Raw genomic sequence first — 12,003 nt, forward strand, 5'->3', positions numbered from 1 at the left:
GCGGGGCAGACGTACGGCCGGGCGGGTCAGCGGTACGGCCGGGCGGGTCAGGTGTACGAGTAGAAGCCGGCGCCCGACTTCCGGCCCAGCCGCCCCGCGTCCACCATCCGCTGGAGCAGCGGGGACGCCGCGTACAGAGGCTCCTTGTACTCCGCGTACATCGAGTCCGCGACCGAGGCGACGGTGTCCAGGCCGATCAGGTCGGCGAGCTTGAGGGGGCCCATCGGGTGGGCGCAGCCCAGTTCCATTCCGCTGTCGATGTCCTCGCGGCCGGCGATGCCGTTCTCGAACATCCTGATCGCGGAGAGCAGATACGGAATGAGGAGCGCGTTCACCACGAACCCCGAGCGGTCCTGCGCGCGGATCGCGTGCTTGCCCAGGACGCCCTGGACGAGTTCCTCGGCGCGCCGGACCGTCTCCTCCGAGGTGGTCAGCGCGGGGATCAGCTCGACCAGCCGCTGGACGGGCGCCGGGTTGAAGAAGTGGATCCCGATCACCTGGTCGGGGCGGGAGGTCGCGACCGCCAGTTTGATCAGCGGGATGGAGGAGGTGTTGGAGGCCAGGATGGCGTCCTGCCGGGTCACCACCTGGTCGAGCACCTGGAAGATCTCCGTCTTGACCTGCTCGTTCTCGACGACGGCCTCGATGACGAGATCGCGGTCGGCGAACTCCCCGAGGTCCGTGGTGAAGCTGAGCCTGCCGAGCGCCGCGTCCCGCTCCGCCTCGCTGATCTTGCCGCGCTCCGCGGCCTTCGCCAGCGAGTTCTGGAGTTGGGTCCGGCCGATCTCCAGCGCCTCGCCGGTGGTCTCGGCGACCATGACCTCCAGGCCGCTGCGCGCGGCGACCTCGGCGATGCCTGAGCCCATCTGGCCGCAGCCCACCACTCCGACGCGGGCGATATCGGTCAGGGTGTCGGTCACATCGTGCCTCTCTGCCGGTCGGTTTCCGGCAGGCCCCGGCTCTCTCCGGAGCCTGCTCCGGGAGGACGTTACTCCCGTGTCGGATGCGCGCGGCGGCCCGGGGCGGCATGCTCGGCGGATGACAGGACCGCGCGCCCCCGCGGCGGCGGTCCACCGACAGTGCGGTACACGCGACAGGGTGAGGGGCTGCGGATGCGGTACGAGGAACCGGGGTACGGCGCGGGCGAGCCGGCGCGGGACGCCGGCGCGGCGGACCAGGGGCGCGGTGGTACGGCGCCCGGCGGCCCCGGGAGCGGCGGCCCCGGGAGCGGCGGCGGGGAGGCCGTCGGCCGGGAGGCCGGTGACCCGGCGCCTGTCGGTTCGGCGCCCATCGGCCCGGCGTCCGTCGGTTCGGCGCCGACAGGCTCGGCGCCCGCAGGCCCGGCGCCCGCAGGCCCGGCGCCCGCAGGCCCGGCGCCCGCAGGCCCGGCGGGACCCGCCGGGGTCGGGCGGCGGGGCTTCGTGGCCGCCGCCGCCGGGGTGGCGGCCACGCTGCTGACCGCCGGGGACGCCGCCCTGGCCACCGCCGCGACCGTACCGGGGCAGGGCGCGCCGCGCGCCGCGCGCCCCGCGCTGCGCGGGATGTGGCTGGCGACCGTCACCAACCGCGACTGGCCGTCGCAGCCCGGACTCTCCGCGAGCGCCCAGCGCACCGAACTGCTCCAGCACCTCGACACCGCGGCCGAGCGGCGGCTCAACGCGGTCGTCTTCCAGGTCAGGCCCACCGCCGACGCGCTCTGGCCCTCGCCGTACGAGCCCTGGTCGCAGTATCTGACCGGGACTCAGGGCAAGGACCCGGGATGGGACCCGCTGGGCACGGCGGTACGGGAGGCCCATGCGCGCGGGCTCGAACTCCACGCCTGGTTCAACCCGTACCGCGTCGCCACCCACACCGACCCCGGCCGGCTGAGCCCGCACCACCCGGCCCGGATCCACCCCGACTGGGTGCTGCCGTACGGCGGGAAGCTCTACTACAACCCCGGCCTGCCCGAGGTACGGAGGTTCGTCCAGGACGCGATGCTGGACGCGGTCGAACGGTACGACATCGACGCCGTCCATTGGGACGACTACTTCTACCCGTACCCGGTCGCGGGCGAGGAGTTCGCGGACGAGGCGGCGTACCGGCGGTACGGGGCGGACTTCCCGGACCGGGCGGCCTGGCGGCGCGACAACACCGACCGGCTGGTGCGCGAGACCTCCGAGCGGATCAAGAAGATCCGGAAGAGCGTGCGGTTCGGCATCAGCCCCTTCGGGGTCTGGCGCAACGCCGCCACCGACCCGCTCGGCTCCGACACCCGGGCCGGTGTGCAGACCTACGACGACCTGCACGCCGACACCCGGGGCTGGGTCCGTAAGGGGTGGATCGACTACATCGCACCTCAGCTCTACTGGAACATCGGCTTCGCCGCCGCCGACTACGCCGAACTGCTCCGCTGGTGGGACGCGACGGTACGGGGCACGGGCGTCGACCTCTACATCGGCGAGGCCCTGTACAAGGCGGGCGACCCGGCCCAGCCCGCCGCGTGGCAGGACCCCGCCGAGCTCTCCCGCCATCTGACGCTGGCGAAGAAGTACCCGGGGGTGCGCGGTCACTGCTACTTCTCCGCGAAGGAGGTCGCCGCCGACCCGATCGGCGCGATGAGCCGGGTCGTCACCGACCACTACGGCAGGCGCTCGGCCCGGCCGCGCTGAGGCCGGGCACCGCGCTGGAGGCGGCGGGTCCGGCCGTAGGGGTCCGGCCGTACGGTCCGGCGGCGGGTCCGGACGTACTGGTCCGGTCGTACTGGTCCGGCGGCGGGTCCGGTCGTACGGCTCCGGGCGTACGGTCCGGACGCGCGGCCCCGGCGCCGCCCGGCCCGCCGCACGCCTCGCACCGGCGGCCGGCTCACCGGCGGCCCGCGCGCTGGGTCACCGCGATGCAGACGAGCACCGCCCCGGCCGCCAGCGGGGCGGCGGGGGTGACGTGTTCGCCGAGGAGCAGCACCGACCAGAGCAGGGTCAGCATCGGCTGCGCGAGCTGGAGCTGGCTGGCCCGGGCGATCCCGATCGACGCCATGCCCCGGTACCAGACGTACAGCCCGAAGAAGGTCGAGCCGACCACCACCCAGCCGATCCCGAGCACCCCGTGCGCCGTCAGCCGCACCGGCTCGAAGGAGAGCGCCACCGCCGAGCCCGCCAGGGCCAGTGGCAGACAGCCGATCAGGGCCCACCCCGTCACCTGCCACCCCGGCATCTCCCGGGCCAGCCGGCCGCCCTCCCCGTACCCCGCCGCGCAGAGCAGCAGCGCGCCGAAGAGATAGAGGTCGGCGAGGGAGAGCGCGCCGCCGCTCTGCTGGACGGTGAAGCCGACCACCACGGCGGCCCCGGCGAGCGCCGCCGCCCAGAAGGTACGGGAGGGCCGGTGGCCGGTACGGAGCGAGGCGTAGCCGGCGGTGGTGAGCGGCAGCAGCCCGATCACCACGGCCGCGTGCGCGGTGCTGGAGGTCTCCAGCGCGAGGGTGGTCAGCAGCGGGAACCCCACCACCACCCCGAGGGCGACCACGGCGAGCCCCAGCCACTGCCGGCGGTCCGGGAACGGCACGCGGAGCGCCAGCAGACAGCCGCCGGAGAGCAGTGCGGCGAGCACGGTCCGGACGGTCACCAGCGACCAGGGGCCGAAGCTCTCCAGGCCCCACACGGTGGACGGGAGGGTGAGCGAGAAGGCGACGACGCCCAGCACGGCGAGGAGCGTGCCCCGGTCGCTCCGTGGGGCGCCGGGGACGGGGAGTGCGGGGGGTGCGGGGGTCTCGGCGGGGTTTCCGGCGGGGGTTCCGGGGGCGGTGCGCGGGGCGGCGGCACCGCCCACCGCTATCCCGGTCGGGGGAGTAGCGCTATTCTCTGTCCTCATGCATGAGCGTAACAGCGTCCTGGAGCTGGCCACATCACTGCGTCAGGAGGTGAAGCGCTACTCACCCGGCGGAAAGCTGCCGTCCAGCAGGGAGCTGGTCGAGCGCTACCGGGTCTCGCCGGTCACCGTCTCCCGGGCCCTCGCCCGGCTCGCCGCCGAGGGCCTGGTCGTCACCCGCCCCGGCGCCGGGGCCTACCGGGCCCCCGAGCCGGCCGTCACCGCGCGGGCCGGGGACACCTCCTGGCAGGAGGTCGCCCTCAGCGCCGACGACCCCCTGGGCGGTGGCGCCGGGGTGCCGCGCGCCGTCGACGCCTCCGGGGTGCTCATCACCCTCGCCGCCCCGCCGCCCGGCGTCATCGAGCTGAACGGCGGCTATCTCCACCCCACGCTCCAGCCCGAGGCCGCGATGGCCGCCGCCCTGGCCCGGGCCGGACGCCGCCCCGGCGCCTGGACCCGGCCGCCCGTCGACGGACTGCCCGAACTGCGCGAGTGGTTCGCCCGCGCCGTCTCGCCCACCACGACGGCCGCCGAGATCCTGGTCACCGCGGGCGGCCAGAGCGCCCTCACCACCGCGCTCCGCGCGCTCGCCCCGCCCGGCGCGCCCGTCCTCGTCGAATCGCCCACCTACCCCGGGATGCTGGCGATCGCCCGCGCCGCCGGGCTCCGCCCCGTCCCGGTACCGGTCGACCCGGACGGGGTACGGACCGAGCTGCTGGCCGACGCCTTCCGGGCCAGCGGCGCCCGGGTCTTCGTCTGCCAGCCGCTCTTCCAGAACCCGACCGGTGCCGTGCTCAGCGCGGAGCGCCGCGCCGAGGTGGTACGGATCGCCCGCGCGGCCGGGGCGTTCGTCGTCGAGGACGACTTCGCGCGCCGTCTGGTCCATACGGACGCGGGCCCGCCGGCGCCCCCGCTCGCCGCCCACGACCCGGACGGCGTCGTCGTCCATGTCTGCTCCCTCACCAAGGTGACCTCGCCGAGCCTGCGGGTCGGCGCGCTGGCGGCCCGGGGGCCGGTCCTTGAGCGGCTGCGCGCCATCCAGGTCGTGGACAACTTCTTCGTGCCGCGCCCGCTCCAGGAAGCCACTCTCGAACTGGTCGGCTCCGCCGCCTGGCCCCGTCAACTCCGTATGGTGGCCGCCGAGTTGAAGAACCGCAGGGACATCGTCACCGGGGCGCTCCGGGCCGCGCCGCCCGTGCTGGAACCCGCGCACATCCCGGCCGGCGGCCAGCACCTCTGGCTCCGCCTCCCGGACGGCACCGACGAGTCCGCGGTGGTCGCCGGGGCGCTCCGCGCGGGCGTCGCGGTCGCCCCGGGCCGCCCGTACTTCGGGGCGGAGCCGCCCGCCCCGCATCTGCGGCTGAGCTTCGGGGCGCCCGCCGGGCCCGCGGAGATCGTCGAGGGGGTACGCCGGCTCCGTACCGCCCTGCCGGATGACGGCGGTGTGACGGGCGGGTGACCGGCCGGGACCACCGGCTTCCCGATCGCGCCGCCGTCGCGTTCCCACCGCGTTCCCGCCGCTTCGCCGGTCGGTCCCCGGTGGCGGCGACCCCTTGACCGGCACCGCTTTCCGCTCCACGATCACGCCCATGAGTGTTCGGGTCACCATGGTCGCCGCGGCGCGCAGCACGGACCAGTACGACGAGCGCTTCGACGACGACCGCCCCCTCGACCGGACCGGCTGGCACGAGATGCAGCGCGTCGCCCACACCCTCATCCCGCTCGCCACCGCCGACCTCCGCTACTGCTCGCCCACCCCGCGCAGCCGCGCCACCGGCGACGCCCTCGGCTTCGCGCCGCTGGTCCAACCCGCCCTGCGCGACTGTGACATGGGGCGCTGGCGCGGCTACACCCTCGCCGAGGTGATGGCCCGCGAACCGGCCGGGGTGGACGCCTGGCTCGCCGATCCGCGCGGCGCCCCGCACGGCGGCGAGCCGCTCTTCACCTTCATCTCGCGGATAGGCGGCTGGCTGGACACCCGCCCGGCCGACGGGGTCGCCGCGATCGTCGCGGTGGCCGAACCGGCCGTGGTCCGGGCGGCGCTGGTGTACGCGCTCCAGGCACCGCCCCGTACGTACTGGTACGTCGACGTCCGCCCGCTCTCCACGGTCACCCTCACCGGCACCCCGGGCCGCTGGAACCTACGCCTCGACACCGGCGCCTGAGCGCCCGCCTGCCGCCTCGCTCCCCCTTCCCCTCAAACCCGGCCCCCGCTCACACCCCCGCCAGCGTCTCCAGGATCTGCTCCCCGTACTTCGCCAGCTTGTTCTCGCCGACCCCGGTCACCGTGGCGAGCTCGGCCGTCGTCGTCGGCGCCAGGGCCGCGATCGCGCGCAGCGTCGCGTCGTGGAAGATGACATACGCGGGCACCCCCTGCTCCTTCGCCGACGCCGCCCGCCAGGCGCGCAGCGCCTCGAAGAGCGGAGCGGCCTCGGCCGGCAGGTCCACCGGCGGCGCGCCCCGCTTCGCCGCCCGCTCGGCACGGGCCGGCTTCGCCGCCTTCTCCGGCTCGCGGCGCAGCAGCACCGTGCGCCGGCCCCCCAGCACCTCGCCGCTCTCCTCCGTCAGCACCAGCGTCCCGTAGTCGCCCTCCACGGCGATCAGCCCCTGCGCCAGCAACTGCCGCACCACGCCGCGCCATTCGGCCTCGCGCAGCTCCGTACCGATCCCGAAGACGCTCAGCGCGTCATGGTCGAACTGGATCACCTTGGCGGTCTTCTTGCCCAGCAGGATGTCGGTGACCTGCCCGGCGCCGAACTTCTGGTTGCGCTCCCGCTTGAGCCGGACCACCGTCGACAGCAGCTTCTGCGCCGGGACCGTGCCGTCCCAGGACTCGGCGGGCGTCAGACACGTATCGCAGTTGCCGCACGCGGTCGACTTCTGCCCGAAGTACGCGAGGAGCTGGACCCGGCGGCACTCGACCGTCTCGCAGAGCGCCAGCATCGCGTCCACATGGGCGCCGAGACGCCGCCGGTGCGCCTCGTCGCCCTCCGAGGTGTCGATCATCTTCCGCTGCTGGACCACGTCCTGGAGCCCGTACGCCAGCCACGCCGTCGACGGCAGTCCGTCGCGGCCGGCGCGCCCGGTCTCCTGGTAGTACCCCTCGACGGACTTCGGCAGGTCGAGATGGGCGACGAAGCGCACGTCCGGCTTGTCGATGCCCATGCCGAACGCGATCGTCGCGACCATCACCAGACCCTCCTCCCGGAGGAACCGCGACTGGTGCTCGGCGCGCACCCGGGCGTCCAGCCCCGCGTGGTACGGCAGCGCCGCCACCCCGTTCTTCACCAGGAACTCGGCGGTCTTCTCCACCGACGCCCGGGACAGGCAGTAGACGATCCCCGCGTCGCCCGCGTGCTCGGCGCGGAGCAACTGGAGGAGCTGGCGCTTGGGGTCGTTCTTCGGGGCGATCCGGTACTGGATGTTGGGCCGGTCGAAGCTGGCGACGAAGTGCCGGGCGTCCTGGAGCTTCAGCCGGGTGGCGATCTCCGTGTGGGTGGCCTCGGTGGCCGTCGCGGTCAGCGCGATCCTGGGCACGTCGGGCCAGCGCTCGTGGAGCGAGGAGAGCGCCAGATAGTCCGGGCGGAAGTCGTGGCCCCACTGGGCCACGCAGTGCGCCTCGTCGATGGCGAAGAGCGAGACCGTGCCGCGCTCCAGCAGCCGTACGGTCGCCTCCACCCGCAGCCGCTCCGGCGCGAGATAGAGCAGATCCAGCTCACCGGCGAGGAACTCGGCCTCCACCAGGCGCCGTTCGTCCAGATCCTGCGTCGAGTTGAGGAACCCGGCCCGCACACCCAGCGCCCGCAACGCGTCGACCTGGTCCTGCATGAGCGCGATCAGCGGGGAGATGACGACCCCGACGCCCTTTCTGACCAGGGCCGGGATCTGGTAGCAGAGCGACTTGCCGCCGCCCGTCGGCATCAGGACCAGCGCGTCGCCGCCGGACACCACCTGCTCGATGATCTCCTGCTGGCTCCCCCGGAACGCGTCGTAACCGAAGACCCGCCGCAGCACCTCCAGCGGCTCCGTGCCCGGCTCGATCCGCGCCCCGGAGCGTCCCCCGGAGCGCGCCGCCGGGACGGCACCGGCCCCGGGACCGGAGCCGGGATCCCCGTCGGCACCGAAGAGGGCGTCCAGGTCGGTGTCGAAACCGGGATCCAGGTCGGACTCGAAGACGGGCTCGAAGGCAGGCTCGAAGCCGGGGTCGGGGTCGGGGACGAGGTCGGTGTCGAAGACGGGCTCGGGCTCGGAAGCGCTCATTGGGCGATTCTATGAGCCACCGGCGACGAGGGTCGGCCCCTGTGGACAACGAGGGCGACGGGGTGCCGGCGCACGGTCGACGAGAGATCGGCGGAGGGCCGGCGAGGGACCGACGAGGGGCAGCCGAGGGACGGACAAGGGACCGGCGAGGGACCGACGAAGGGCTCCGCGACTAGGACACGGACTGACCTGGAGCCGCCCTACCGTCGATCACGAAGGCAGCGATGCGACAGGCACGACAGAGCAGCACGAGGAGCCGACCATGCCCCTGATCACCACCGGCCAGCCCACCGGTACCCCCACCTGGATCGACCTGAACGTCCCGGACGTCGAGCGGGCCATGGAGTTCTACGGAGCCGTCTTCGGCTGGGAGTTCACCCCGGCAGGACCCGGCGGCTATGTCCAGGCCCTGGTGCGCGGCTGCCGCGTCGCGGGGCTCCGCCCGCTCCAGGGCCAGGCCACCGGGACGCCCCGCTGGCACGTCTACTTCGCCACCGACGACTGCGACGCCACCCTCCGTACCGCCACGGACGCCGGCGCCACCGTCCTGGCACCGGCCGCCGACAAGGGCGACCAGGGCCGGGCCGCCGTCCTCGCCGACCCGGGCGGCGCGCCCTTCGGGCTCTGGCAGGCCCGTACGCTCCCCGGCTGCGAGCGCGTCAACGAGCCGGACACCCTCGTACGGAACGATCTGACCACCCCGGACCCCGCTTCCGCGCGGGAGTTCTACGCCAAGGTCTTCGGCTTCACCCTGGACACCAACCCGGATCTGCCCGGCAGCGAGGACTTCACCTTCCTGCGCCGCCCGGACGGCCATGAGATCGGCGGCATCCAGGGCGACCCGGAGGCGGCCGAGGCCGCCTGGGGGACCCTCTTCGAGGTCGCCGACGCGGACCGGACGGCGGAGCGCGCGGTGGCGGCGGGCGGCAGGGCGACCACGCCCGAGGACACCCGGTATGTCCGGCTGGCGGAGCTCACCGACCCGTTCGGCACGGTCTTCCACATCGGCGCGAGGCCCTCGGCCGCTCCGACGAGCTGACCTCGGGCCCCGGATCGGGGATGTCCGTGATCGGGAATGTCCGCGGACGGGGTGTCGGCCGGTCCGGTCAGGCGTGCTGGGGGACCTCGTCCTTCAGCGCCGACCGGATCTGCCGCCGCAGCTCGGGGCTGTCCTCGTGGCCGTGCACGGAGACGGCGTGCTCGCTGGCGGCGCGGACCACCTCGTCCTCCTCACCGGAGATGGCGAGCGAGCACTGGGTCTCGCTCGGGAAATCCCGGCAGTCGGCAACCTTGCGCATGACGCACCTCCTCACCTCCAGTCTCCGGCCGTCGTGCGGGACCCGCATCCCGCACGGCGGCCGGGCGGCGTCCCGGCCGCCGAGGTGGTGGTCCTCTCCGTGGTGTGGCCAGGACCGGCGGGCCCGCCGGTCCTGGCCACAGCCGTGCCGTACGGCCGGTCCCAGGGGCCCGGCCGTACGCCACGCCCGTCAGCCGAGCGTGGCGATCGCCTGGTTGAAGGTCTTCGACGGGCGCATGACCGCCGCGGCCTTCTCCGGGTCCGGGTGGTAGTAGCCGCCGATCTCCGCGGGCGTGCCCTGGACCGCCGCCAGCTCGTCCACGATGGCGGACTCCTGCTCGGTCAGCGTCTTGGCGAGCGCCCCGAACGCCTCGGCGAGCTGCGCGTCGTCGGTCTGCTTGGCCAGCTCCTGGGCCCAGTAGAGGGACAGGTAGAAGTGGCTGCCCCGGTTGTCGAGGCCGCCGAGCTTCCGGCTGGGCGACTTGTCCTCGTTGAGGAAGGTGCCGGTCGCGCGGTCGAGGGTGTCCGCGAGGACCTGGGCACGCGGGTTGCCCGTGGTCTGCGCGAGGTGCTCGAAGCTGACCGCCAGCGCCAGGAACTCGCCCAGGCTGTCCCAGCGCAGGTAGTTCTCCTTGACGAGCTGCTGGACGTGCTTGGGCGCCGAGCCGCCGGCCCCGGTCTCGAAGAGGCCGCCGCCGTTCATCAGCGGCACCACCGAGAGCATCTTGGCGCTGGTGCCCAGCTCCAGGATGGGGAAGAGGTCGGTCAGGTAGTCGCGGAGCACATTGCCGGTGACGGAGATGGTGTCCTCGCCACGCCGGATGCGCTCCAGCGAGAACGCGGTCGCCTCGACCGGCGAGAGGATCTCGACGGTCAGCCCGTCGGTGTCGTGCTCCGGCAGGTACGCCTTGACCTTCTCGATCAGCCGGGCGTCGTGCGCGCGCGCCTCGTCCAGCCAGAACACGGCCGGGTTCCCGGTGGCGCGGGCGCGGCCGACCGCGAGCTTGACCCAGTCCTGGATCGGCAGGTCCTTGGTCTGGCACATGCGGAAGATGTCACCGGCGGCCACCGGCTGCTCCAGCACGGCCACACCGGCCTCGTCCACCACCCGTACCGTACCGGGGGCGGCGATCTCGAAGGTCTTGTCGTGGCTGCCGTACTCCTCGGCCTTCTGCGCCATCAGACCGACGTTGGGCACCGAGCCCATGGTCGACGGGTCGAAGGCGCCGTTGGCCCGGCAGTCGTCGATGACGACCTGGTAGACCCCGGCGTAGCTGCTGTCCGGGAGGACGGCGAGGGTGTCGGCCTCGGCGCCGTCCGGGCCCCACATGTGGCCGGAGGTCCGGATCATGGCGGGCATCGAGGCGTCCACGATGACATCGCTCGGCACGTGCAGGTTGGTGATGCCCCGGTCCGAGTCGACCATCGCCAGCGCCGGGCCCTCGGCGAGCTCGGCGGTGAAGGAAGCGGCGATCGCCTCGCCGTCCGGCAGCGCCGCCAGGCCGTTGAGGATGGCGCCGAGGCCGTCGTTGGGGCTCAGTCCGGCCGCGGCGAGCGTGTCACCGTACGCGGCGAAGGTCTTCGGGAAGAAGGCCCGTACGACATGGCCGAAGACGATCGGGTCGGAGACCTTCATCATCGTGGCCTTCAGGTGGACGGAGAAGAGCACACCCTCGGCCTTGGCGCGGGCGATCTGCGCCGCCACGAAGGTGCGCAGCGCCGCGACCCGCAGCACGGAGGCGTCCACGACCTCGCCCGCGAGGACCGGTACGGACGCACGGAGCACGGTGGTGGTGCCGTCCTCGCCCGCCAGCTCGATCCGGAGCGAACCGGCCTCGGCGACGGTCACGGACTTCTCGGTGGAGCGGAAGTCGTCGGCGCCCATGGTCGCCACGTTCGTCTTCGACTCGGCCGTCCAGGCGCCCATACGGTGCGGGTGCGCCTTGGCGTAGTTCTTGACGGAGGCGGGGGCGCGCCGGTCGGAGTTGCCCTCGCGGAGCACCGGGTTGACGGCGCTGCCCTTGACCTTGTCGTACCGGGCCCGGACGTCCTTCTCCTGGTCGCTCTTGGGGTCGTCCGGGTAGTCGGGCAGCGCGTACCCCTGCTCCCGCAGCTCCGCGATGGCGGCCTTGAGCTGGGGGATCGACGCCGAGATGTTCGGCAGCTTGATGATGTTGGCCTCAGGGGTCTTCGCCAGCGAGCCCAGCTCGGCGAGCGCGTCCTCGATCCGCTGCCCTTCCCCCAGCCACTCGGGGAAGCCCGCGATGATCCGGCCCGCGAGCGAGATGTCGCGGGTCTCCACCGCGACACCGGCGGTGGCGGCGTACGCCTCCACCACGGGCAGGAACGAATACGTCGCCAGGGCCGGGGCCTCGTCGGTGTGCGTATAGATGATGGTCGAGTCAGTCACCGGTGCTCCGCTCCACGTCTGCAACTACGTCTGCACGATCTGCAAGGTTGCTCTGTTACGTCTGCAAGATTGCTCGACATCAAGATATCTCGTGGAACCCCACCTATGGACAGGGGTCCGGCCCGCCCGGCGCCACCCCGAGGTGTCGTTGCATAAAAGTGCATAGTTACGTATAGTCATGCCATCACAGAGG

At 73.3% G+C, this 12,003-nt stretch carries 9 protein-coding genes; 4 read left to right on the forward strand and 5 right to left on the reverse strand.

Annotated elements, in window-relative coordinates; genetic code table 11:
• Positions 1 to 47 precede the first annotated feature (47 nt).
• Entirely contained in the window at positions 48 to 908 is an 861-nt protein-coding gene (locus AB0O07_RS25000) for a 3-hydroxybutyryl-CoA dehydrogenase (protein WP_365637304.1), read from the reverse strand.
• 204 nt (positions 909 to 1,112) lie between these two features.
• On the opposite strand from AB0O07_RS25000, the gene AB0O07_RS25005 reads away from it, so the two are divergent.
• Complete coding sequence (locus tag AB0O07_RS25005; protein ID WP_365636955.1) at positions 1,113 to 2,651, forward strand: family 10 glycosylhydrolase; 1,539 nt, start codon at positions 1,113 to 1,115, stop codon at positions 2,649 to 2,651.
• Positions 2,652 to 2,844: 193 nt separating this feature from the next.
• Here the strand turns inward: AB0O07_RS25005 and AB0O07_RS25010 are convergent, their stop codons facing one another.
• Entirely contained in the window at positions 2,845 to 3,846 is a 1,002-nt protein-coding gene (locus AB0O07_RS25010) for an EamA family transporter (protein WP_365636958.1), read from the reverse strand.
• On the opposite strand from AB0O07_RS25010, the gene AB0O07_RS25015 reads away from it, so the two are divergent.
• Positions 3,845 to 5,302, forward strand: a complete 1,458-nt coding sequence (locus tag AB0O07_RS25015; protein WP_365636961.1) for a PLP-dependent aminotransferase family protein — start codon at positions 3,845 to 3,847, stop codon at positions 5,300 to 5,302. The genes AB0O07_RS25010 and AB0O07_RS25015 overlap by 2 nt on opposite strands.
• Positions 5,303 to 5,432: 130 nt before the next feature.
• Positions 5,433 to 6,008: a histidine phosphatase family protein gene (locus tag AB0O07_RS25020; protein WP_365636963.1), complete on the forward strand. Its 576-nt coding sequence runs from the start codon at positions 5,433 to 5,435 to the stop codon at positions 6,006 to 6,008.
• 49 nt (positions 6,009 to 6,057) lie between these two features.
• Here the strand turns inward: AB0O07_RS25020 and recQ are convergent, their stop codons facing one another.
• Complete coding sequence (gene recQ / locus AB0O07_RS25025) at positions 6,058 to 8,103, reverse strand: DNA helicase RecQ (RefSeq protein ID WP_365636965.1); 2,046 nt, start codon at positions 8,101 to 8,103, stop codon at positions 6,058 to 6,060.
• Between the two features lie 262 nt (positions 8,104 to 8,365).
• Between recQ and AB0O07_RS25030 the strand changes: the two genes are divergently transcribed.
• Positions 8,366 to 9,142: a VOC family protein gene (locus AB0O07_RS25030; RefSeq protein WP_365636967.1), complete on the forward strand. Its 777-nt coding sequence runs from the start codon at positions 8,366 to 8,368 to the stop codon at positions 9,140 to 9,142.
• Between the two features lie 67 nt (positions 9,143 to 9,209).
• Here the strand turns inward: AB0O07_RS25030 and AB0O07_RS25035 are convergent, their stop codons facing one another.
• Both AB0O07_RS25035 and AB0O07_RS25040 read right to left on the reverse strand, forming a co-directional pair.
• Entirely contained in the window at positions 9,210 to 9,401 is a 192-nt protein-coding gene (locus AB0O07_RS25035) for a DUF1059 domain-containing protein (RefSeq protein WP_365636968.1), read from the reverse strand.
• Between the two features lie 189 nt (positions 9,402 to 9,590).
• A complete protein-coding gene (locus tag AB0O07_RS25040; RefSeq protein ID WP_365636970.1) occupies positions 9,591 to 11,810 on the reverse strand; it encodes an NADP-dependent isocitrate dehydrogenase in 2,220 nt (739 codons plus the stop codon).
• Positions 11,811 to 12,003: the final 193 nt, after the last annotated feature.

It is taken from the genome of Streptomyces sp. NPDC093085 (assembly GCF_040683935.1).
In the GTDB taxonomy this organism is placed as follows: domain Bacteria; phylum Actinomycetota; class Actinomycetes; order Streptomycetales; family Streptomycetaceae; genus Streptomyces.

Bases quoted from the DNA above. Each gene is read 5' to 3' on its own strand.
- AB0O07_RS25005 (WP_365636955.1), top strand. From the start codon at position 1,113: ATGCGGTACGAGGAACCGGGGTACGGCGCGGGCGAGCCGGCGCGGGAC.
- AB0O07_RS25015 (WP_365636961.1), top strand. From the start codon at position 3,845: ATGCATGAGCGTAACAGCGTCCTGGAGCTGGCCACATCACTGCGTCAG.
- AB0O07_RS25010 (WP_365636958.1), bottom strand. From the start codon at position 3,846: ATGAGGACAGAGAATAGCGCTACTCCCCCGACCGGGATAGCGGTGGGC.
- AB0O07_RS25020 (WP_365636963.1), top strand. From the start codon at position 5,433: ATGAGTGTTCGGGTCACCATGGTCGCCGCGGCGCGCAGCACGGACCAG.
- recQ (WP_365636965.1), bottom strand. From the start codon at position 8,103: ATGAGCGCTTCCGAGCCCGAGCCCGTCTTCGACACCGACCTCGTCCCC.
- AB0O07_RS25030 (WP_365636967.1), top strand. From the start codon at position 8,366: ATGCCCCTGATCACCACCGGCCAGCCCACCGGTACCCCCACCTGGATC.
- AB0O07_RS25035 (WP_365636968.1), bottom strand. From the start codon at position 9,401: ATGCGCAAGGTTGCCGACTGCCGGGATTTCCCGAGCGAGACCCAGTGC.